Origin of the sequence: Exiguobacterium sp. s80 (assembly GCF_018618725.1) — a bacterium.
Lineage (GTDB): Bacteria > Bacillota > Bacilli > Exiguobacteriales > Exiguobacteriaceae > Exiguobacterium_A > Exiguobacterium_A oxidotolerans.
In genome coordinates this window covers 548,601-571,971 of the sequence record NZ_JACSMP010000001.1, presented here as the reverse complement: position 1 = coordinate 571,971, position 23,371 = coordinate 548,601, and the positions used below count along the sequence as shown (strand labels likewise).

Here is a 23,371-nt window from a genome sequence, read left to right as displayed (position 1 = left end):
AAAATATAGCAAAAAAAGAAACCACAGATATGATTTCTTCAAAAGTTGACCTGAATTTAAAAAACGTCATCGTACATCGCGCGACCCGGAAGCGGATCGGCGAGCGAGGCCCAATCAGTTTCATCCCGCTGGACGAGGCAGGCATCGAATTGTGCTTCAAGCCGTTTTTGATCCAAACCAATCCCGATCAGGACGAGTTCCGTCCGGCGATCCGCTTGCGTCTCGAACCGTCCGGCGTATTCCATATTCGACGCATATCCTGCCTGATGAAACAAGAGTGCCACTTCCGGTCGTGTCGCGAGGAACAAAAATCCTTTAGCGCGGACGATTGTTTCCGGCCACGTCTCAATCAACGCAAGCAGGCGCTCCGGATGAAACGGGACCTCCCGCCGATAAACAAAGGATTGAATCCCGTATTCTTCCGTCTCCGGGACATGTTCCTCGGCATTGAGCTCACGAATCCAACCGGCACTTCCTGCCGCCTGCTCAAAATCAAATAAATCGACATCAAGAATTGCTGCCGGGTCGACTTGTCCGTAGGTCGTCTCGATCAGTTTCGCCACCGGGTTCAGTGCTTTCAAATAACGGATGACTTCGATACGTTCTTCCGCCGTCAGTCGGTCCACCTTGTTCAAGAGAAGGATATCCGCAAACTCGACCTGGTCGACGAGCAAGTCAACGACTTCCCGGACGTCCTGTTCATCAACTGCCTGTTGCCGTTCAATTAGTGATTCGCCGGACTCAAAATCTTTCAGGAAACTGTACCCGTCGATGACCGTCACCATCGCATTGACTTTCGTCGCGTCCGTCAAATCGATTCGGCTGTCTTCATCGACGTACGTAAACGTTTGGGCAACCGGAATCGGTTCCGAGATCCCGCTTGATTCGATGACGATGCCATCCAGATCGCCTTGGTCGACGAGGCGACGGACTTCAACTAATAGATCATCACGAAGCGTACAACAGATGCAACCGTTCGATAACGTCACGAACGACTCCTCCGTCCGTGAAAAGCCGGCCTTTTCAATCAATGCCGCATCGATATTGACTTCACTCATATCGTTGACGATGATGGCGAGCTTCCGCCCTGCCCGATTATGTAATAAATGATTCAAGACTGTTGTTTTTCCTGCACCGAGATAACCGGACAGGACCGTGATCGGAATGCGTGACATGTAAATCGTCCCCTTTATAAATCGTAATGATTACGTTTTAAATAGTAACGATTCCGATTTAGACTGTCAAGTCCCGAAAAATTAAAAAAATCACGACAACGACCGTCCGTTCATTCAAAAAACGTCGTCCGGATCAACTGGACGATTCTTTCGGCAGCCTCTTTTGAAAAACCGGCAATCGTGTAATGGTTCGTATTCGCAATCAGATGGAATCTCGCATCCGGCAAACTATCGGCAAACCGTTCATGAGCTGCATTGATCCGTTTCGTCAAATCTTTGTTCAGCCATTTTTCAGGCATCCCGCCCGCCCAATCAGAAGCTGACAATACAAGAACCGGTGGCGTCACGTGCGGGACGAGCTGTAGAATCTGCTGATTGTTGTGTGCGACGGTGTCCCACTCGTCAAGCGTGCCCCGCCAGTGATGCGTCCGGCTCAACTGTCGCCACAGCGGGACACGGTCCGCTTTCGGAAGGCTTTTGAACATCCGCGCCCCAAGATTGTCCGGAATCAACCAGGCGAGAGGACGGATATGACTGAGGACATACAAAAAACGGTTCCACTTTTCCTGCATCCGCTCATACCAGTCCGGCAGTTCAACATCAACTTCCGGATGTGACGGATCGAGCAAGACGATGCCAACCGTCTCGTCCGGACGACGGCGCCCGAGTTCGAGCGAGATATAGGCACCGAGCGAATGACCGATGAACAGAAACGGTCCGTCGATTGTGAGTACATCCAGGACGCGTCCGAGTTCAGCCGCCTGTTGACTAAAAAATCGTTTCGTTTTGCCGCGCGAGGACTTGCCGTACCCGAGCCGTGAATATTCAAAGACGCGTCCGAGCTGCAATAACTCGCCGCGCAACCAGCCCCACTGGTGGTGGTTCGACATCATCCCGTGATCGAGGATGAACGTCACATTTCCTGTTCCCGTCAACCGGGTGTCAAACCGTCCGTCAACCGTCTCAACAATCCGTTCCACTTTAAGCCCCCCCTTATTCAAATAACGCCAGCTCGATATCGTACCCGAGCAGATTTAAGTAATCAAACAATTGTGACCGGTGATGATACAAGTGGACGGCTGCTTCCACCAACCAACCGGACGAACTGTCTCTGACGCCCCAGTAGGTCGGTTCCGTCGCAAAATCACCCGCCAGCCGGTCTTGATAATACTGCCATGACTGGTCCAAGCGGTCGACAAGCTGACCGGTCAGCACCGGGATCGCATAAAACTGCGCCATCTCCTCTGCCGTCGCGCCGGTCGCAATCCGCAAATCCGCTTCGAGCAACACGGCAAGATGGGCGGCGACTTCATATACGGACCGCTTCCCCGCAATCGGTCGCTTCTGCCAATCGTCCTGTCGAATCCGTTCCATCAATCGGCTTGTCGTCCGGACACCAACGGCGACGTGCCGTTGTAACGCCTGTTGCCACTCATCCACGGGACCACCACGCGAGCGCACGGTGTTCCATTTCTTTGACGAACGCATCCTTACCGGCGATGTAGGCACTGATGTCGACCGGATGCTGCTTCGCCAGTTGTTCCTTGATGTCGCTGTAAGCTGTCGCTTCTTGCGGATGCTGCCGTAAGTAATCGCGAAAGACGACATGACGCCTGATTTCCGGACTGCCGTCCGCATAGAGATGGATGTGATGCGTCCGCGCATCGCCGCCCTTGCGGTAGTAACGCCGTCCCGGCATGCCGAACTCGCCCATGACTTCGTAACCGAGTGCTTCCATCGCCGTGTCGAACGACTCAATCTCACCCAGCGTATCGACGACCGGTAAGATGTCGATGATCGGTTTTGCCGACAGTCCCGCGACCGATGTACTGCCGATATGATGGATGCCACGCAACCGTTGCCCGAAAATCGCCCGCAGTTGTGCCGCTTCCGTTTCAAACATTTCTGCCCATACCTCTTGATACGGTGTAACGATGACTTGTCTCATACCAATCCTCTCCTTTGTTATTTAGTATGCCAGTTCTTTAAGCAAAACAAAACGACCTCAAGCGTGCGAGGTCGTTTTCGTTCGGTTATTTTTTCGTGATGAAGTAACGGGATTGATCGAGACGATCCGATGCCGTGTAGACATTCATCTTGTACGAACCTGTCGCAAGACCCGTCCGCATTTTCAGGACGTAGTTGCCGTGGTTGTCGGCGACATCCTGGGCAATCAATCGATAGCCGCTGCTCGTTTTTTCGAACAGACGGACGATTTGACGTTTTTCGACTTTGCCCGTCAACGTCTTTTTACCTGTCCATTTTTTGACCGGGTAGGTGTTTTTAATCGTGAATGATGCTTTTTTCGTGACTTTGTGCGAGATATCCGTCGATTTGACCGTGTATGTCCCTGTCGTCAAACCGTTTTTGACTGGAATCTTAAAGCCGCTCGCTGTCGTTTTTGCTTTGGCAATTTTTGTCGACCCTTTGTACAGCGTGACATCAAGTCCTGCTGTCGCTTTACCCGTCAAGACCGTCGAACCGTAGACGGCTGATTTTTTATCGATCGCCGGTGTCGCGACGAAGCCTGTTCCGACCGTGACGGTTGCTGATTTTTTCATGAATCCGAGTTCCGAGACGACCGTCAGTTTGTCACGGAGCTTGACCGGACGAACCGTTACCGCATACTTTCCTGTTTCGTCAGCAGTCGCCGTTCCGAGAACTGTTGATCCGAGTTTGACGGTAATCTTCGCTCCGGCAACAGCTGTTCCTGTGACGACTTTCGCTCCCGGTTTGACGGTTGCGACGTTAACATTAAAGTTTTTCATCGGCACGTTCATTTCGAACTTCAGGAACGTTCCCGTTTCACCGGCACGTGTCACGCCTGTATTCGTGATCCCTTCGTAACGTTTCGTATATGCTGCTGCCGCTTCCGCTGAATCGAAGTTGACCGTCATCGGTTTACTGGCAACAAGCGACCAGTTCGCATCGGCCTTATAGTCGACCGGCTGCTTGGCTTGGATGAAGTCTGAGATGACGTTCCGTGTTTCATACGCTGACTTGTAGACGATGTTTTTTCCGCCACCAAGACCCGGGAACGACGCACTGCCTGCACGGTAGTTGTTTGTCGCGACTAGGAATTCCTGCTCATCCGTGATTTCCTTGCCTTCGTACTTGATGTCTTGGACACGACTCGCATCCGCGTTGACGACGACGCCGTTGTAGTCATACTTCGCCGGTTTCGTAATGTCGATTTCATACGTCAATCCGTCGAGGATATCGAAGTTGTAGCTGCGGAAATCCTTGTTCAATAAATCGGTTTGTTCGCCTGATACTTCATTGAATTGACCGGCCGACATCTCGAGCCAGTTCTTGACGTCTTTGCCCGTCACCTTGACGACTTCAAGCGTGTTCGGATAGACATATAGATCAGCGACGTTCTTCAGTGCGATCGGGCCTTTTTTAATCAACGTGTAGTCTGCCGCATTGACTTGATTCCGTCCGCCTGTTTTGAATGGTGCACCGGCAGATAAGAGTGGCAAGTCTTTATATTTCGCGAGTTCCGCATTGTCTTTTAACTGTTTTTCGACGTACCATTTTTGAGCGTTCGTGACGAACTGGACCGAGTCATCATCTTGGACGAGTGCAAAGAAACTTTGGATATCGTCGTTGATCGTTCCGACTTCCTGACGGATATAGTCGAGTGTTCCTTGATGCGACTTCTCGATCAGTTTGACCGCACCGGCGTCTGCAACCGTCTCTTTCGTGACGTCAGCGAGTTTCGCAGATGACGTATCGATCGTCCACTTGCCGTCGACTTGTTTTAATTGCAGATCGATGACACCGACATTTTTCCCTTGCGTGTTCGCCATGACGACCGGTTTTCCGTTAATCAGCCCTTTTTCGGCATCGACGTTCGGTAACTTATTGAATGCCGAGTCAGCTGCCGGGAACTTTCCGTGCTGGTGACCGGTCATCAAGACATCGATGTCGGCCAGTTTCGATAACGCATACCCGACGTTCTCATCGCCGTCTTTTTGGTCGATCGTATCCCCGATTCCGGAGTGGGCCAGCGCAACGACGACGTCCGCACCAGCGTCTTTTAGTTTTTTCGCCGTCGCTTTAGCGACCGGGATGATGGCTTCCGCCGTCACTTTACCGGTTAAGTTCCCCGCGTCCCACGCCATGATTTGTGGTGTAACGACACCGAAGACGCCGACTTTGATTGTTTTCGGTTGATTGTTTTGATCCATCACTTGCCGTTCAATGATTTGATAATCTTTTCCGTCTTCATTGTATTCCGCGACGATTGGTTGTTTCGTCACGGCGTCGAGGACGTTCGAGTTGACGAACTTGATCGAACCGCTTGAAGCACTCATCGCTGACTTCAGAAAATCGAGTCCGAAGTTAAACTCATGGTTGCCGAGCGTGACGGCGTCGTATCCGAGGTATTCCATTAACTCATACATCGGGTGTTTGCCTTTGTTGCCTTGATCGTACTGATTTTTGACATAATCCCCGAACGGTGTGCCTTGGAGTGTGTCCCCGTTATCGAACAGGAAGCTGTTCGCTTCGCCGACGACATTTTGTTGCTGTTTGATGACTGTCGCTGCTTTGACGAGACCGATCGACTCATCTTGCGCATCTTTAAAGTAATCATAATTCATCGAGTTTGTATGTAAATCTGTTGTTTCTAGAAAACGTAGTTTGACGACACTGTCATCTGCTGCGAGTGTTTTGACTTGGATGACGGGTGCTAACATCGGTGCGATCAACGTGGTAGCGATAATAATTTTTGTAGCCTGTTTCATCTGGTTTCCCCCTAAGATATAAATGACTGCTCAATTAATTTAACACGCTTTGATTGTAGCTTATAGCCTCTTTGAATAGGTCGGACATCCGTCTTATTTAACCTTCTTAACTAATTCCACAAATTGGCTTTACATTAACCTTGAACCTTTACAAATTTACTTGTAAAAAAGAAAACCGCTCCCCGAACTTACGGGAAACGGTTTTCACCCTTCATCTATCACCATGATGCTGTCGTTTGATTGCGTAACCGATGAAACCGGCAATCAGTGCCAGTACCGTCGCATAGAGAATCGTCGTCACCGTCGCCGTCTCTTGACTGAACCGGACGAGAGCCTCGTCTTGCCATAAAAGTGCAAACGATGTCCCCGTCAGCGAACAGATGAACCAGCTAATCAAACTGGTCGCAACAGCGAAAACGACGGGATCGTATAATTTGTTAAAGGCCCGGATGCTGACAAGGAGATAGACGACGAACGGGACAATCAGAAACAGCCAAAACGGGAACGGCTTATCCTGTTCGACTTGATCAGCGGCCGCCGTTTGCCCGGCCGACCGAGCGTCCACCGCAAGGACGACATTTCGTGCCGTTCCGTAATCGACTGCGTCAAGCGTCAAACGCGTATTCGATAAATCGGGACGTTCTCCCCCGATGACAGTCAACAGTTGATTCGTGACGCGCTCGGCGTCGATTCGGTTGACGACGTCCTCCATCGATCGTTTCAACCGCGTCACGTCGGTTTCCCCGTTCAAAAACGTCACCGGGACATTTAATCTTGCACCAAGGACATTTGCCTTGTAGGTCACTTGACTGCCGTGCATCAAATCATACCAGCCGTCACTGCCTGCGTTTAAACTCGAAACAGTCAACCACGTCCGGGTCGAGGCGTCCCCCTCATATTTCGCTTCATCCGTCACCGTAAAGAACAGTTGTGCACTACTTGCGACCATCAGGATAATGATCGCAGCACGGGAGGCGGCTGACATACCGGACAGTTGTCGTGGATAAAACGCGAGATAAAACAGACCTGTCAAAAAGAGTAAAATGAAGATTCCGTTCCAGACGGTCGCTTGATCAATTGTCAGCACATCAATCCCGAGTGCTGTGTTGAACGTAAATGCAAACAAGACGAAACTCGCCGCTAAAAAGCTGATTGTTCGAATCGTCCAGGTCACACGCGTTGCGCCGATCCGTAAAACTAAGAATAAGATTAGGAATAGACCGATTCCGAAAATCGATAAGAAGGGACTGCCATATTCGGCGCGGAAGGATAGCGGTTCCAAGACTTGATTGAGATCGATTCCGAAAATCGACAAGATGTTCCCCGTATCATTTGCGCCAATCAGTTGATTCGTCAATCCCTCTTTGACGGCTTCCGGCAACGTGACAGCCATTCCGCTGATGAAAAACAGGAGGAACACGAGGGTCAATTCCAATGTCGTCCACGAGACGTCCGTGTCCTGCATCAGTTCGACGAACGCCTGATAATCGGCAGACTTCTCGATTTGTTGGACGAGAACGGTCATGACACCGAACAGGACGAGAAAACCAATACAAGCGAGTCCTATACCAAACAAGATATTGCGTAACATATGCGAGCGTTCCTTTCGCTGTTGCCTCCGCTCCATAAAAGCGCCTCCCCTTGACTAGATTGTTTGTATAGTTATTCCTGTTCCAGGTGATTTGAAAACGAATCTTCTGCAGTAAATACAAAAAGTAGCCCGTTCATGACGAACGGGTTACTTCCCAGACGCCGAACTCCGATTGGCAGGAACGCTTACTTTACGATTTTTTTCACGTCCGACTGCCCCACCTGAGCTAAACCAAAATGTTCCCGAAGCGTAGTCCCTTGATAGGCTTTTCTAAACAATCCTCTTTTTTGCAGTTCAGGAACGATCAGGTCTACAAAATCCTCTAAGCTTGACGGGAGTGACGGCGGCATCAGATTGAATCCGTCTGCGATACCCATTTCAAACCAAAGCTCCATTTGATCGACGATTTCTTCCGGTGTACCTATCAGTGTCAGGTGTCCCCCACCAGCTGCCAGATAACCTAACAGTTCTCTTAGTGTAGGCTTTGTATCATCGATGATTTCAAGAATCGTTTTATAGCGTCCGACCGGTCCTGAAAACGCATCGACAGGCGGTAAGGACGGCACCGCTTTGTCAAGATCCCAATCAGAACAGTCCTGTTGCAAAAAGAAACTCAGTTGCTTCAAGGCATTCGCGACCGGTAATTTTTCATCCAGTTCGGCTTTCTTCGCCAGCGCCTCTTTCCGGGTTCGACCGACGTATGTAACCAATCCTGGAAAGATTTTAATCTGCCGCTCCGGTGACTCACTTTCTTTGATTTGTGTCTGTAGACTTTCCCGGAATGCTTTCGCTTGCTTTACATTCCACGACACCGAATAGACGGCATCCGCGTGCTTTGATGCAAGTGCAATCCCTTGGGCAGATGCACCCGCCTGCATTGCCACCGGCTTCCCTTGAGGACTACGCGGTGTAGACGAAGGACCTTTTACGTTGAAGTAGGTCCCGCTATGATGGATCGGTTGAATCTTTTCAGGATCAATTAACCGGTTGTCCGTCCGGCTCGAAAGGAAATCAGCTCGATCCCAGGATAAAAATAATTTTTCCATTACAGACGCAAATTCATCCGCCTTTTGATACCGTTCGTCCCTTGCAGGGAGCCTATCCATACTATGGTTTAACGCTTCCCAGTCCGTCATCGACGTCACCAGGTTCCAGCCGACACGCCCGTTCGTCACGTGATCAAGGCTTAACAGTTGTCTCGCCGCTGTATACGGATTTGAAAACGTACTCGATATCGTTGAAACTAACCCGATATGGCGGGTTACTTGAGAAATAGCGGTTAAATTGATTACAGGATCGAGCCAAAAGGCCGGTAGTTCAGTTGCGTTTGCAGCAGGAAAAGATTGATTGTCAGCAAAAAATACAGCATCCAGGCAGCCCGCTTCCGCTAGTTGAGCCAATCGCTGATAATAACCGCTCTCCCCGATTTCTTCAATCGCAGAATCCGGCATTAACCATGCCGCTTGATGATGGCCACAGCCGTACAATAAAACACCGATGTTTAACTGCTTCGTTTTCGTCATCTTTAGGTCCCTGACTCCTTTCTCCTGAGCGCTGACATCAGTTCATCGTCAATCCGCCATCTACGGTTAGATTTTGACCGGTAATGCCAGAGGCTGCTTCTGACGCTAAAAAGGCGACCAATTGCGCCACCTCTTCCGGCGTCGTCACTCTTTTTAACGGAGTTGATTGGGCAATTAAATCGAATACTTCAGCGGTCGTCACAGCACTGGCATCCGTCACTTTCAACAAGCCGCCGGAGACGACATTCACGTTTATGCCGTACTGTCCTAGCTCTGATGCAAGATTACGCGTAAAGCCGATCAACCCTGCTTTTGCCGTCGTATATTCGTGATAGGGAACTACCGGGTTTTGATACAGATTCGTGCCGATGCTGATGATGGTGCCGTTATTTCGTTCAATGAATTGCGGCAGAACACTTTGCACGACGTGGAACGCTGCTTTCAACGTGCCATCCAACTGTTTTTGATAATCTTCCCATTCCAAATCGATGAATGATTTTTGAGCGCGCGGATCGAACTTAAAATCGACTAATGCATTATTGATTACGACATCGATTTGTCCGTAATGAGCTGTCGCTGACTGCATCAATGTCTCGACGTCTTGTCGCTTCGTGACATCCGCATACAGGGCAATGGCATGTTCTGCACCGAGCTCATTTACGAGTTCCTCTGCCGCATCCTCGCTCTTATAATAATTAATCACAACTTTAAACCCGTTGTTCACCAATACTCTTGCAATTGTCGCGCCAAGTCCCCGACTGCTTCCCGTCACTAACACTGTTCTGTTCACTGTCTTCCACTCCTTCATCGTCTTTTGCAACTTAAATAGCGAAGTCGTAAACAAAAAAAAGCGCAACTCTCCAAAAGGAAAGTTGCGCACGTCTAAATAATCACATAACAAAAAACCGACAGACTGGTCTTCGCTGGTTTATTAGAGTCTACACTTCCCTACGCTAGTACGAACTAGTTCAGGTTCAAAGGGTTTGAGTATCTACTCATCTCAGTTTAGCAACACCCCTAGTGATTCTATTCAAGTTACCTTCACTTTAGCGGTCTTAGAAATATCTGTCAATAATGACAAGACAGTTTTATCGGTGTCTCTTCTGATTACGAACGAAAGCCTTGCCTCCGTCGACCGGAAGCAAGGCTCTTTTGAATTGCCATGATTTTTTTCTCTGTTATACGCCTTCGTACGCAAGCTCCATGATGTTCCGAAGTTCCGTCACGAGCGGCATTTTTGGATTCGCTGTCGTACATTGATCTTCGAATGCATCGACGGCCATCTTGTCGAGTTTTGCTTCAAAGTCGGCTTTTTTGATGCCTTGGGCTTTGAATGACATTTTGATGTTCAACTGTTGTCCGAGTTCTGTGATCGCTTGGATTAGTGACTCGACACCTTGTTCCGTCGTCGCTGCCGGTAGTCCGAGATAACGCGCGATTTCTGCGTACCGTTCATCAGCGATGAATGATTCATATTTCGGGAACGAAGCGAGTTTCGTCGGTTTCGCTGCATTGTAGCGGATGACGTGTGGCATCAGAATCGCATTCGTGCGACCGTGTGGCGTGTGGAACTCCCCACCGATTTTGTGCGCGATCGAATGGTTAATCCCGAGGAAGGCATTGGCAAACGCCATTCCGGCCATCGTTGACGCATTGTGAACTTTTTCGCGTGCTTCGGCATCGTCACCATTCGCATAAGCGCGTGGCAAGTAGTCGAAGATCATCTTGATCGCTTTTAGCGCCAGTCCGTCCGTATAGTCGTTCGCGAGGACGGAGACGAAGGCTTCTGTCGCATGTGTCAAGACGTCCATTCCGGTGTCCGCCGTGATTGATGCCGGGACCGTCATGACGAATTCCGGATCGATGATTGCGACATCTGGTGTTAATGCATAGTCAGCAATCGGATACTTGACGTTTTTCTCTTTGTCCGTGATGACGGTAAACGGTGTGACTTCAGATCCTGTTCCGGACGTCGTCGGAATCGCGACGAACTTCGCTTTGTTACCGAGCGCCGGGAATTTATAGGCCCGTTTCCGGATATCGAGGAACTTTTGACGTAAGTTCGAGAACGTTTCGTTCGGTTGCTCGTAGAAGAGCCACATGCCTTTCGCTGCATCCATCGCTGATCCGCCACCGAGGGCGATGATCAAGTCCGGTTTGAAGTCGCGCATCGCTTGCGCTCCTGTCTGAACCGTTGCAACCGATGGATCCGGTTCGACTTGGTCGAAGATCCGGTAGCTGACGCCTGCCGGTAAGTTGCGGATGACTTTATCCGCGTAGCCGAACTCGACCATCGCTTGATCGGTGACGATCAACGCACGTGAGACATCTTGAATCGATTTCAAGTATTGAACTGAATTTTTTTCAAAGAAAATCTTTTCCGGTACTTTGAACCACTGCATGTTCACGCGTCGTCTCGCCACCTTCTTGACATTGAGTAGATGTTTCGCCGTTACGTTTTCAGAGACGGAGTTTTTCCCGTAAGAGCCGCAACCGAGTGTCAGTGATGGTGTCAATTCGTTATACAGATCACCAATCCCACCGTGTGCTGACGGGCTGTTGACGAGAATCCGGCAGGCTTTCATCCGCATTCCGAATGCCGTCATCAAGTCGTCATTCGTCGTGTGGATGACTGCCGTATGACCGAGGCCACCGATTTCAAGCATCCGTTCGGCGACATGGAACGCATCTTCCGTTGACTGGACGCTATACGCACCAAGGACAGGGCTTAGTTTTTCGTGTGAGAGTGGTTCTTCTGAGCCGACTTTTTCAAGTTCTGCGACGAGCATGACGGTGTTGCTCGGGACGTCGATGCCGGCTTTTGCTGCGATCCAGGTTGCTGGTTTCCCGACGATGTCGGCATTGACGGCACATGTATCGGTTTTGATGACGAGCGCTTCGAGACGTTTTTTCTCATCTGCTGTACAGAAGTAGCAACCGAGTGCTTCCATCTCCGCCCGAACTTCCGCGTAGATTTCCTGATCGATGATGACTGCTTGCTCCGATGCACAAATCATGCCGTTATCAAACGTTTTGGAGAGGACAAGGTCACTGACGGCACGTTTGATTTTCGCTGTTTTTTCGATGTAACACGGGACATTCCCCGGTCCGACACCGAGTGCCGGTTTTCCTGTTGAATAGGCTGATTTGACCATGCCGGCTCCGCCGGTCGCAAGGACCATCGCGATATCCGTGTGGTTCATCAAGACTTTTGTTGCTTCGAGTGACGGTTGTTCGACCCACTGGATACAGTCACGCGGTGCGCCCGCTTTGACAGCCGCGTCACGTAATGTTTTCGCTGCTTCGAGTGAGCAGTTTTGCGCTGACGGGTGGAAGGCGAAGATGATCGGGTTTCGTGTTTTAATCGCGATCAACGCTTTGAACATCGTCGTTGATGTCGGATTCGTCACAGGTGTGACGCCACAGACGACACCGACCGGTTCTGCGATATATGTTAGTCCGTTTTGAACATCTTCTTCTAAGATGCCGACCGTTTTTTCTTCACGGAGACTGTTATAGATATATTCTGTCGCAAACATATTTTTAATCATTTTATCTTCAAAGACACCACGTCCTGTTTCTTCTACGGCGAGTCGTGCCAGTTCAACGTGACGTTCGAGACCGGCAAGCGCCATGTCACGGACGATCGTATCGATTTTCTCTTGATCAAATGTTAATAATTCTTGTAATGCGGTTTGACCTTTTGCGACGATTTTATTGATCGTTTGTTCGACAGGTGATACGTCTAGTTTGATTTTTTCTTTGACAGCCATGTTTGGTTTCCTCCCTATTTTGGAACGAATCTGAGTCTGCATTTCCTTACTAGATGTTAGGAATGCCAAGCTGATATTCAATAGTTTGTGCTTTCCTTCACAAATCAATCATACCGCCTTTTTGATGATTTGTGCATGACCATCCTGTGAACTATTTCACATCATTGAAAACGTTCTCATTCTCAAAAGGTGTTGTCGGACAAGGCATCCTTTTTGAATCCCTCGCCTGTGACTTTTCTCACAGGACCTGTTTTCTTTGCTTGTCTGACGGACGAAACATCGTGTAATCTATTAAAAGATACATATTTATTTGTTTTGAAGGAGGAAGTTTCATGACAATCGTCAACCAAATGCTTGCGTTCAACGAACAATTCGTCGAAGAAAAACAATACGAACAATTCATCTCGGATAAATTCCCCGATAAAAAGGTCGTGATCTTAACGTGTATGGATGCCCGCTTGACGGAACTCCTCCCGCACGCGCTCGGTCTAAAAAACGGCGATGCGAAGATCATTAAAAATGCCGGGGCCGTTCTGTCACACCCATTCGGTTCCGTCATGCGCTCGATCCTCGTCGCCTTGTACGCACTCGGTGCAGAAGAAGTCATCGTCATCGGTCACCACGACTGCGGCATGAGTACGATCGATCCGGCAAACATGATTGCCGAGATGGAAGGACGTGGCATCAATCCGCAAGTCTTGCAGACACTCGAAGCCTCCGGCGTTGACTTGAAGCAATGGTTACGCGGATTCACGTCAGTCGAAGAAAACGTCGGCCATTCCGTCGGTCTGATTAAAAACCATCCATTGTTACCACCGGGCACGAACGTCCATGGACTCGTCATCGACCCCGGGACAGGGAAACTCGACCGCGTCGATTGCTAAACTTGTCCTTATATAGTAGAAAGAAGGTACGACCGACACCGGTCGTGCCTTTTTATGTTTTTTTCTTGACAGCAAAAAGAACGGTCTGTATGATACTTTAGTATAGTACAGTGATACCAAAAGAAAGCGTGGTTTTATAGTTATGTTCAATGCTGTTGTTTTAGCCGTTATCCTTTTATTTGTCTTAGCCATCTTCCGTGTCCACATCGTCCTCGCGATGGTCATTAGCGCTCTCGCCGGTGGTTTACTCGGCGGTCTTGGTTTAACGAAAACGATCGAAAGTTTCTCAGGCGGTCTTGGAGCCGGCGCAGAAATTGCCCTCAGTTATGCCTTGCTTGGTGCGTTCGCCGTCGCCCTGTCGAAAACAGGTTTGCCGGACGCCCTCGCACATAGCTTGATTGCTCGCTCAAAAGGAAGTGCCGATGCGACGTCGGTCAAGAAGTTAAAAGGGTTCATCATGTTCGCGATTTTATTACTCGCAATCAGTTCACAAAACGTCTTGCCGATTCACATCGCCTTCATTCCGATCATCATCCCGCCGTTACTCGGTCTGTTTAATGATTTGAAAATTGACCGGCGCCGGATGGCCATCATCATGACGTTTGGTCTCGTCACACCGTATATGTTTTTACCAATCGGTTTCGGTGATATCTATCTCAATCAGATTCTGTTACCGAACTTACAAGAAAACGGGATGGACACCGCTGGCGCATCAGTCATCAAAGCGATGGCGATTCCGGCGCTCGGGATGTTGTTCGGATTGTTACTCGGTTTATACAATTACCGGAAACCGCGTGAATATGAGATGCGGAACATCGCACCTGACGATTACGAGATTCCCGTCGTCACGAAATCCAAATTATTACTGAGTTCAATTGTCGTCATCGCGACGCTCGTCGTCCAGTTGACGACGGAATCGATGATCATCGCAGCGACGACCGGCCTCCTGCTCTTCCTCGTGTTACGACTCGTCCGCTTCAGCGAAGCAGACGATGTCATCACACGCGGTATGCGGATGATGTCGTTCATCGGATTCGTCATGATTTCAGCGAATGGCTTCTCAAACGTTTTACGTGAGACAGGTGATATCGAACCACTCGTTGAAAACTCAAAATCGTTAATGGGGGATTCGCAGCTCGTCGCTGCCTTCGTCATGTTATCGATCGGACTTCTCGTCACGGTCGGAATCGGTTCAAGTTTCTCGACGATTCCGGTCATCGCCGCCATTTTCGTCCCGCTTTGCATCCAGTACGGATTCAGTCTCGAGGCGACGATTGCCATCATCGGTACAGCCGGTGCACTCGGTGACGCCGGTAGTCCGGCAAGTGATTCGACACTCGGACCGACGAGCGGATTGAATGCTGACGGACAACACGATCACATGCGTGAAACGGTCATTCCGACATTTTTACACTACAACTTACCATTACTGATTTTCGGTACGATTGCTGCTGTCATTCTTTAATGAAGAAATCATCTCGTTTTAACGACGGGGTGATTTTTTTCTTTCCATTTTGCGTGGACTTCTCTAAAATGAAGGGATGAAGTGCAATTAAAGGAGTGTGGAACGTGTTATCTAGCGTCGTCAATACCGTCTTACTATATTTAGCCGACTTAGGTTATGTCGGAATCGCGCTTGGCTTGATGATTGAAATCATCCCGAGTGAGATCGTCTTATCCTATGGTGGGTTCATGATTTCTCAAGGGACGATCGGCTGGCCACTCGCTATCGTCGCCGCCGTCATCGGTGGATTGTTCTCGCAATTGTTTTTGTACTGGTTCGCCCGCTACGGCGGTCGTCCCCTCATCTTGAAGTACGGAAAATATGTATTGATCACGGAACACCATCTTGATCTCGCGGAACGTTGGTTCGTCAAATACGGACAAGGTGTCATTTTCGGGGCACGATTCATCCCCGTCGTCCGCCATGCGATCTCCATTCCGGCAGGTCTCGCCAAAATGGATCAAACAAAGTTCTCAATCTACACGATTCTCGCGATCATCCCGTGGTCGATTTTATTTCTCTATCTCGGTGAGACACTCGGAACGAACTGGCGCTCGATTAAAGACGTCGCCGCTCCCTATACGAACGGCATCTTAATCGCAGCGGTCGTCATGATCGTCTTGTACGTCGCCCTCAAGAAACGCCAACGTACGACGTAATCCGTTTACAGCCTGTCCTACTGCGACAGGCTTTTTTTAAAAGGAGTGATTTCTATTGGAGACATCAAAAACCGTAACCATGCATCTGGATCGTGTCACTGCCTCACATATCCGTGGAACGCATATCGCGACGGGACTGACGATTGCCGGTCATATTCTACTCGTCGAACAAATCTACGATGAAAAACGGCACCGTCCTTTCTTGCATGTCCATCGGATTCATGACCAGTGGCGCAATACGATCATCATCGCCCAGGAAGACGTTGAATTCAGTTATGTCGAATCGTTTTCCGACGGACGGATCCTGCTCGTCGCCTCGCGTTGTGATGACGATGTCGACGGATCATGGTTACCGAATGCTTTTATTTACGATCAAGTCGGTCATCTGATTGACAGTTATTGTCTAGATGACGGAATTCAAAATGTCCAAGTCGATGAGCGTGACCACATTTGGGTCAGTTATTTCGATGAAGGCGTCTTTGCTGACGCCGCGACCAATTCAGTTGGGTCGTTCGGCCTCGTCGCTTTTAACGACCAGGGGAAAGTCGTCTTTAAAAATCGCGACTATCCCATCGATGACTGTTATGCAATGAACGTCTCGTCTGCGAATGATGTCTGGTTCTTTTATTACTCCGACTACCGGATCGTTCAACTGCAAGGAGGAACGAGTCAGGCGTTCCACGCACCGAAACGGCCGTTCACAGATTTTGCTATTTATAAGGACTATCTCGTCTCGACGGATAATACGCAGACCCACGTCTTACAGCAACAAGGAAAACAGTATGTCGAGCAAGGACAGATGTCCTTCATGTCGGAGCAGGATGAATGCTTGTCCGGAACCATCAAGATGCGAAAGAATCAAATTGTGTTGACGACAGATACACGTCTTTATACAGGAAAATTAAATGATTTAAGTTTCAGAACAGTATAAAACACCTCGAATTCGAACAGTTTTTTTGTTCGAATTCGAGGTGTTTTTCATTATTTTTTGAGTGCTCCCCGCGCGTTGAGTGCCGCAAATACAACCATCGCAAGACTGAGAACAGCCGCGACAAGCACCCCTTGCGTATAGACACTCCAGTCAATCGTCTCACGTAGCAAAACGGCCCGCATCCCTTCCATGATGTAGGTCGTCGGGTTGATCGTCGCAGCAATCTTTAACCATTCCGCCTCAATCAATTCTTTCGGGACGAATGTCGTCGATAGGAAAATCAACGGGAAGAACAACAATGTTCCGGCTTGCGCCGCCTGTGCATTGCGTGTTTTCAAGGCGACTCCGACCGAATAGCCGGCAAAGGCGAGTCCGAAGCCGAGCGCAAGGATGATCGTCAAGAAAAATCCGGCGGCTCCGGCTGGAATCGATAATCCGAGTAAAAAGCCCATGCTGAAGATTAACAACGTCTGGACGAACAACTGTAACATCCCGGCAAGCATCGGTCCAAGGACGATGGCTGTCCGCGAAACCGGCGTCAACAGCAAACGTGCGAAGTAACCGCTCTCGATATCTTTGACGAGCGCCTGCCCGGCACCCCCTGCCCCGCCGACTGCACCAGAGACGATTGAGACCGGCAAGATGAAGTTCAAGTAATCAACGCCGCCGAACTGGGGCAGACTCGAGATGCCGGATAATCCGCTCGTATAGACGAGCAGGAAAAAGACGCTGATGATTAAATTCGGGATGAATGAGAACGGATTCCGTAACGTCACGAGTAAACTGCGTTTTGTCAAAATCAAGGTTTCCCGCCACATGTCACTTGTCCTCCTTATACGCTTGACCGGTCAACTGAATGAAAACATCATCGAGTGACGGCTGTTTGACGGCAAGCGATCGTGCTGTCAGCTGATGGTCATCCAAATAGCGGACGACTTGTTTGAGCGTCTCTGTTCCATCCGACGGCAGGAGAACGGTCTCTTTTTCAATCCGTCCCGAAAATGCCGCTCGAAACGCTTCACTGGCGGATTCGTCTTCAAGGACAACTTCAATTCGTTCAGCTCCGTTCATCGCTTTCAGTTCTGCCGCTGTTCCTTCGGCGATCAACTTACCGTCATTGATGATCGCGATCCGGTCCGCCAGCTGATCCGCTTCTTCCAAGTATTGTGTCGTCAAGAAAATCGTCGTCCCGTATTCTTCATTCAAGCGCCGGACTTCCGTCCAAATCTGTAACCGGCTTGCCGGATCAAGACCCGTCGTCGGTTCATCGAGAAACAGGACGGTCGGTTGGTGAACGAGCGTCAGTGCCAAGTCGAGCCGCCGCTTCATCCCGCCGGAATACGTACCGGACCGGCGTTTGCCATCTGCTGCTAAACCAACAAGCTCCAATAATTCATGGGCTCGTTCGACTGCTTTCTCTTCGGAAAAACCAAACAATTTACCTTGCAGTACGAGCAACTCCTGCCCCGTCAAATCATTATCGATACCTGTTTCCTGCAGAGCGACGCCGATCTGGAGCCGGACGTTTTTTTGATCGCGTTCGATATCGTATTGATTAATCGTCGCGTGACCGGACGAGACGGCAATCAACGTCGTCAGCATTTGAACCGTCGTCGACTTGCCGGCACCGTTCGGTCCAAGAAAAGCAAAAATCTCTCCTTTTTTTACGTGAAACGATATCTGGTCGACTACTTTTTTCCCGTTGTACTCCTTCGTCAACTGCTCTACTTCAATCACGGTCATCCGTCCTTTCTGCGCTAAGACCATCTTTACGTTGCTTCATTACCTTTACCCCCTTTTCCTTGTTTGCACAACAACGGGCAAACCCCAAATGGATTTGCCCGTTGTTTTGATTCGTTATACCACGTCGTGTACGACCGAAGCGACACACCACTTGTCTTTTAATTGCGCAATCCGTTGTTTTCCTTCATAGGAGTTCATCCAAAGATTCATGACATCCAGGACTTCCGTTTGCCGATCTTGAATGAGATAACTTTTTTCGGCCGGAATCCATTTTTCCTTAATTTTCGGGGCACCTAACCGGACATCAAGCGATGCGTAATAAATCGCTTCGACGGTATCCGTGATCATGACATCCACTTCTCCCGTTGCGACTGCCGCCGGAATTGCCAAATTATCCGCATACATGACGATATGCGCCTGATCGAACGTCTGCCGGACAAACTGTTCATTTGTGCCGCCCGGATTCAAGCCGATTGTCACATCGGGACGATTGATTGTTTCGATTGATGTCAACACATCGAGATCGGAAGCGCGGACAAGAGGTGTCTTTTGAAACGATAGATAGCTTTTCGTGAAGTCGCCGACGATCTCCCGTTCGATGTTCTTCGTGACGCCGCCAACGACCATATGGAATTTCCCGGCACGTAAGTCACGTGTCAGCGTCCCCCATGTCGTCGGGACGAATTCGACTTCCAATCCGGCTTTCTCGGCAAACGAGCGGATGACGTCGATATCAAACCCTTCATATTGATTCGTCTGACGGTTCAAGTACGTAAACGGTTTATAATCCCCGGTCGTCCCGACGACGATCTTTTTCGTCGTGAAGACGTTTTGTTTCCCGACACTGAACGGACCGGTGACATCTTTTAATCGTGTTGCTGCCAATAGACCAGAAAGCAACAGACTTCCTCCAAGTGCTAATCCTCTTTTATTCACTCTGCTCGCTTCCTCTCTCTGTCTGACGCTTTTTTCTGTGTAATACTCAAAACAGTATCATATTGCGTTATGTTATCCAAGATTTTTTTGATTATTTCGTCAAATCGGTTCCATTCGATGCGTTGTGCCAAGCCCTCTCGATTGCATTCCGGCTTACCGTTCTTCCATAATAAAAAAGAATCAATTAGCGAAATGGAGGAATGTAAGATGAGTAAAGTATTCATTATTGGAGCGAACGGGAAAGTAGGACGGCACGTCGCCAAACAATTGAGTGACTCAACTCATGAAGTCCGCGTCGGTCTTCGGTCACCTGACCAGTTTTCTGACTTTGAAGCACTCGGACTGACTCCTGTCCTGCTTGATCTCGAGCAGAACATGGCATCGATCCAGGACGCACTCGGAGATAGCGACGTCGTCATCTTCTCAGCGGGATCCGGCGGACACACCGGTGCCGATAAAACGATGTTGATTGACTTAGACGGTGCCGCTAAATCAATTGCGGCAGCAGAGCAACAAAACGCGAAACAATTCATCATGGTCAGTGCCTTGAACGCCGACTCGCCGGAGACTTGGTCTGACAGCATGAAACCGTATTATGTCGCAAAACACTACGCCGATCGGTTGCTACGTGCCAGCAAACTCAACTATACGATTTTGCGTCCCGGCGGTTTATCGGACGACGCCGGAACAGGTGCCGTCACGACTGATCCATCTGATGCGGAGACAAAATCGATTGCCCGCGAAGATGTCGCAACCGTCATCGTTGCTTCAATCGGACAAGAAGCGGTATCCCGTCAAACGATTACACTCCTCGAAGGCGATACACCCATCGCTGACGTATTTGCATAAAACAAAAAACGAGCGACCCCGATTCCGGAGGTCGCTCGTTTTTTCATGACGCTTGTTTCACTTCAACGATGTGTGCTTGTTCGCGACGGATTGCCGTTACAATCAACGTAACGCCTAACGTCACAATTAAGATCATTACCAGGTTAAAGGCATACTGCGAGATATCTCCATCAAAGTAAATTAATCGTGTCAGTCCTGCGACTGCATTCGGGACGGGAAGAAACTGACCGAGCGACTGATAGAACGGTGCGAGCATCGATGGTGGCACGATATTTCCTGCCGTCATCAACTGGAACGGAATCAACGCGACGTTGACGAGCGGTGCGATTGGTCCAAATATCGCAAAGTTCATTTGCGTGACACTGATACAGGCTGCTGTTAATAAGACTTGGAATCCCCAGACTTTTAAAAAGGATGCTGCACTATCCGAGAACAAGAAGGCAATCGTCACCATGACGAGTGGAACGACGACAAGAACGATGCCATGCAACAATTGTTTACTCCAAAAGAGCGACCACTTTTGATGTTGCTTCTGAAGAATTTGTGTGACGAGATTAAACTGAATCCCCATCGTCATGACAGCGATGTAAATGACGAAGCCAAGGATGATCGGTAACATCGACGTCGAGAATTCTGACACGTGATGTTCGATGATGATATCGGATGTGAACGGGACGTCTCCATTCAGTTGATTGACGATTTGTCCCGCTCCCTGTTTCAAGATTCCATTAGCAAACTCTGCATTGGCCTGATTGACGTGGAACGTCAAGCGCTGTTCATTCGTCAAATCCGCGACGAGGACCATTTCGACATCCCCCTGGTCAAGTTGCTTCAGTCCAGCTTCTGTTGAATTGACTTGCAAGACGGTAAATGGACTTTCAGCTTTAAACTGTTGATAGAAATTTGCCGAGCCTTGATCCGCTACGACCGCGACGCGTAATTGATCCAGTCGTTCCGTCGCACCCTGGTACCCTGTCATCTAGATGACGAGGAAGAGAACCGGTACGACGAGGGCGAACATGAGCCCGACTTTCGTTTGTGTGATTGCAAATACGTCTTTCATTGTCTTCATTTTTGTATGCCCTTTTTATGTGCATTGCTTATAATAGCATGTGCAACTATTAAACCAAAAAAGAAAACCACTCACGTCACATTTTTGTGAATGGTTTCAAGCGTCCGAATGAACTGTTCAATCTCCGCTTTTGTCAGTCCATGAAACGCTTGCTCTTGCAACGCATCAAGCGTCGGTTCAAGCAATTCAAGCACGTGGACACCCTCTTTTGTTGTCAAAAGAATGAACGCACGGCGATCTCTCGGATCAGACGTTCGCATGACGAACCCTTTTTTGACAAGCTTATCAAGAATCTTCCCAACTGTCGTTTGATCCCGTTCCGTCACGAGCGCTAACTGTTTTTGGGAAACACCTTCTTGCTTATGCAATTCACTTAAGACAGAGAGTTGTTCCGGTGTCAGACCGTGCACGTCCATCCGCTTCGTCGCCGCCCGTTTAAATGAATGATAGCTGCGCGACAGCTGCATGCCAAGCGACCAATCGACTTCCTTCACATGCTTCCCCTTCTTTCCGATAAATAGTTGCACTACTTATTATTTCGACTTACTCACTATACTGGTCAGGAAGAGGAGTTGTCAATGACCTTTCTTGAATCGTCGGTGTTTCTATTTTTCTGGTTAGCGGCACGGATCCTTTTCAATATTCCAGATATGATTAGCACACCGAACGCCGTTCCTAATGTGTTCAACCACACATCATCGACGTCAAAACTACGGTAGTTGTAGCCGATGAACAGACCTATTATCGCTTGAGTCGATTCAATGCCTATACTCATCATAAAGCCCAGCATGATGACGTTCCGTCGCTTCATCATCGGATAGAGAACTAACAAAAAGATTCCTAACGGTACAAACAAAAGAACATTTCCCATGACCTGGATCAAAAAAGCTTCGCCTTGTCCTGAATTTACCGTATCAAGCAGCAGTTTGAACGGAAGGAAGTTATGCTGTTCCCCATGCTGTTCACGAATTACTTCATCAATCAAACTTCGTTGAACGGGTAATGGGAATAACGTAAGTGACACGACGCCGGCAAGATAAACGGAAAATATCATCCAGTAACTAAAGCGTCGTCCTGAAATTTTACCTTGTGTGACGCGGTAAGAAAGAATAAGTAAACAGATCGTAATCATCAAAAAACAAGGAAGTTCGAAGGTTAGCATGCAAAAGGTAGTCCTTTCTTTAATAAGAATGCTCGTTAAAAAATACTTAGCTGTTACAGTGAAAACATCGATTCTACATTAAAATGTTCACTTAACGGTACTTTTCTTCCTTCTTGATTCCATTGTTGATATTTGCCAAACACGCTCATAATATCCCCTCCAGCCTGCTCTTCAACCAGATATCTTATTGCTAGAAAACTGCGCCAATAGTCAAACATAATACTTGTCAGACTCCCTTCATAACTCCCCTGTCCAAAATCATTTATTGAGTGTGAACCATATTTCTTTCTAAACATCTTCATCAGCTCTAATTCAATTTCAACAATTTCACTAAACTCCAGTGGACTTAACATCAATTTTCTTGGTATGTATTCACACATTCCTTCTTCGAACCATATCCCATCTTCTCTTTCATCACCAAATTCATCTACGAATAAATCAGAGTGGTGGGTTAATTCATGTCCAAGAATTGTAGCTATGTGATCCATTTTCAGATTTTTATAATATGCTTCTATTTTTTCATTTTTTTGTCCTTCTAGCTGTTCCAAAAATAGTTTTCTCCAACTTACTACATCAGGTGACATGAAAATAAGTTCTCTACTTGTAAACGCGGGGATTGGAATAGTTGAAAATGTCATTGTCGCTAATTCGTGTGTCGTCCAAACAATCCCTCTCGGCAATTCTGTCAAACCAAAATTTTTCTCTAACTCTAATCGATAAACGTCTAGTTTCTGATAAAGTATGACAGTCTTGTCTTGATATCGATCAAAATCTTCTTTGTTGTTAAAAGCAAAGACTTGTTTCATGTTAAATTCCCC

21 protein-coding genes and 1 riboswitch are annotated in these 23,371 nt (G+C 48.5%); of the genes, 5 read left to right on the top strand and 16 right to left on the bottom strand.

Annotation, left to right across the window (positions count from 1 at the left end):
- Positions 1 to 56 precede the first annotated feature (56 nt).
- From KNP94_RS02885 to adhE, 9 genes are all read right to left on the bottom strand, one after another.
- Complete coding sequence (locus KNP94_RS02885) at positions 57 to 1,175, bottom strand: GTP-binding protein (protein ID WP_215115183.1); 1,119 nt, start codon at positions 1,173 to 1,175, stop codon at positions 57 to 59.
- Positions 1,176 to 1,285: 110 nt separating this feature from the next.
- Positions 1,286 to 2,155, bottom strand: coding sequence for an alpha/beta fold hydrolase (locus KNP94_RS02880; protein WP_214807921.1), 870 nt, complete (start codon positions 2,153 to 2,155; stop codon positions 1,286 to 1,288).
- Positions 2,156 to 2,168: 13 nt separating this feature from the next.
- Positions 2,169 to 2,615 (bottom strand): DinB family protein, encoded by a 447-nt coding sequence (locus tag KNP94_RS02875; RefSeq protein ID WP_214769587.1) that lies wholly within the window; start codon positions 2,613 to 2,615, stop codon positions 2,169 to 2,171.
- Complete coding sequence (locus tag KNP94_RS02870; RefSeq protein WP_088836870.1) at positions 2,608 to 3,123, bottom strand: GrpB family protein; 516 nt, start codon at positions 3,121 to 3,123, stop codon at positions 2,608 to 2,610. The genes KNP94_RS02875 and KNP94_RS02870 overlap by 8 nt, the downstream gene beginning before the upstream one ends.
- A gap of 85 nt (positions 3,124 to 3,208) precedes the next feature.
- Positions 3,209 to 5,926: a bifunctional 2',3'-cyclic-nucleotide 2'-phosphodiesterase/3'-nucleotidase gene (locus KNP94_RS02865; protein ID WP_215115182.1), complete on the bottom strand. Its 2,718-nt coding sequence runs from the start codon at positions 5,924 to 5,926 to the stop codon at positions 3,209 to 3,211.
- 211 nt (positions 5,927 to 6,137) lie between these two features.
- Entirely contained in the window at positions 6,138 to 7,553 is a 1,416-nt protein-coding gene (locus KNP94_RS02860) for a hypothetical protein (protein WP_215115181.1), read from the bottom strand.
- A 149-nt stretch (positions 7,554 to 7,702) separates the two neighbouring features.
- Positions 7,703 to 9,040 (bottom strand): LLM class flavin-dependent oxidoreductase, encoded by a 1,338-nt coding sequence (locus KNP94_RS02855; RefSeq protein ID WP_215115180.1) that lies wholly within the window; start codon positions 9,038 to 9,040, stop codon positions 7,703 to 7,705.
- 37 nt (positions 9,041 to 9,077) lie between these two features.
- On the bottom strand, positions 9,078 to 9,830 hold the full coding sequence (locus tag KNP94_RS02850) for a 3-oxoacyl-ACP reductase (protein WP_215115179.1): 753 nt from the start codon (positions 9,828 to 9,830) through the stop codon (positions 9,078 to 9,080).
- A gap of 138 nt (positions 9,831 to 9,968) precedes the next feature.
- A riboswitch (TPP riboswitch) is annotated at positions 9,969 to 10,069 on the bottom strand.
- A 149-nt stretch (positions 10,070 to 10,218) separates the two neighbouring features.
- Positions 10,219 to 12,813 carry a bifunctional acetaldehyde-CoA/alcohol dehydrogenase gene (adhE, locus tag KNP94_RS02845; protein ID WP_215115178.1) on the bottom strand — a complete coding sequence of 865 codons (2,595 nt, stop codon included), beginning with the start codon at positions 12,811 to 12,813 and terminating at the stop codon, positions 10,219 to 10,221.
- Positions 12,814 to 13,145: 332 nt separating this feature from the next.
- On the opposite strand from adhE, the gene KNP94_RS02840 reads away from it, so the two are divergent.
- The 4 genes from KNP94_RS02840 (at position 13,146) to KNP94_RS02825 (ending at position 16,791) form a co-directional block, all read left to right on the top strand.
- Complete coding sequence (locus KNP94_RS02840; RefSeq protein ID WP_159172645.1) at positions 13,146 to 13,697, top strand: beta-class carbonic anhydrase; 552 nt, start codon at positions 13,146 to 13,148, stop codon at positions 13,695 to 13,697.
- A 142-nt stretch (positions 13,698 to 13,839) separates the two neighbouring features.
- Positions 13,840 to 15,162 (top strand): Na+/H+ antiporter family protein, encoded by a 1,323-nt coding sequence (locus tag KNP94_RS02835; RefSeq protein WP_029333456.1) that lies wholly within the window; start codon positions 13,840 to 13,842, stop codon positions 15,160 to 15,162.
- A gap of 104 nt (positions 15,163 to 15,266) precedes the next feature.
- Complete coding sequence (gene uptA / locus KNP94_RS02830; RefSeq protein WP_088836862.1) at positions 15,267 to 15,860, top strand: undecaprenyl phosphate transporter UptA; 594 nt, start codon at positions 15,267 to 15,269, stop codon at positions 15,858 to 15,860.
- Positions 15,861 to 15,915: 55 nt separating this feature from the next.
- On the top strand, positions 15,916 to 16,791 hold the full coding sequence (locus KNP94_RS02825) for a hypothetical protein (RefSeq protein WP_215115177.1): 876 nt from the start codon (positions 15,916 to 15,918) through the stop codon (positions 16,789 to 16,791).
- Between the two features lie 50 nt (positions 16,792 to 16,841).
- On the opposite strand, the gene KNP94_RS02820 is transcribed toward KNP94_RS02825, so the two are convergent.
- From KNP94_RS02820 to KNP94_RS02810, 3 genes are all read right to left on the bottom strand, one after another.
- Positions 16,842 to 17,609, bottom strand: a complete 768-nt coding sequence (locus KNP94_RS02820; RefSeq protein WP_214811157.1) for an ABC transporter permease — start codon at positions 17,607 to 17,609, stop codon at positions 16,842 to 16,844.
- A gap of 1 nt (position 17,610) precedes the next feature.
- A complete protein-coding gene (locus KNP94_RS02815) occupies positions 17,611 to 18,558 on the bottom strand; it encodes an ATP-binding cassette domain-containing protein (protein ID WP_251132545.1) in 948 nt (315 codons plus the stop codon).
- Between the two features lie 90 nt (positions 18,559 to 18,648).
- A complete protein-coding gene (locus KNP94_RS02810; protein ID WP_215115176.1) occupies positions 18,649 to 19,470 on the bottom strand; it encodes a transporter substrate-binding domain-containing protein in 822 nt (273 codons plus the stop codon).
- A 207-nt stretch (positions 19,471 to 19,677) separates the two neighbouring features.
- Here KNP94_RS02810 and KNP94_RS02805 point away from each other — a divergent pair, with 207 nt between their 5' ends.
- Positions 19,678 to 20,319: an SDR family oxidoreductase gene (locus tag KNP94_RS02805; RefSeq protein WP_215115175.1), complete on the top strand. Its 642-nt coding sequence runs from the start codon at positions 19,678 to 19,680 to the stop codon at positions 20,317 to 20,319.
- Positions 20,320 to 20,362: 43 nt separating this feature from the next.
- Here KNP94_RS02805 and KNP94_RS02800 read toward each other — a convergent pair whose 3' ends face one another.
- From KNP94_RS02800 to KNP94_RS02785, 4 genes are all read right to left on the bottom strand, one after another.
- Entirely contained in the window at positions 20,363 to 21,298 is a 936-nt protein-coding gene (locus tag KNP94_RS02800) for an ABC-2 transporter permease (protein WP_251132544.1), read from the bottom strand.
- A 164-nt stretch (positions 21,299 to 21,462) separates the two neighbouring features.
- Entirely contained in the window at positions 21,463 to 21,885 is a 423-nt protein-coding gene (locus tag KNP94_RS02795; RefSeq protein WP_215115174.1) for a MarR family winged helix-turn-helix transcriptional regulator, read from the bottom strand.
- A gap of 65 nt (positions 21,886 to 21,950) precedes the next feature.
- Complete coding sequence (locus KNP94_RS02790; protein WP_215115173.1) at positions 21,951 to 22,553, bottom strand: VanZ family protein; 603 nt, start codon at positions 22,551 to 22,553, stop codon at positions 21,951 to 21,953.
- A 53-nt stretch (positions 22,554 to 22,606) separates the two neighbouring features.
- A complete protein-coding gene (locus KNP94_RS02785) occupies positions 22,607 to 23,359 on the bottom strand; it encodes a hypothetical protein (RefSeq protein WP_215115172.1) in 753 nt (250 codons plus the stop codon).
- Between the last annotated feature and the right edge of the window lie 12 nt (positions 23,360 to 23,371).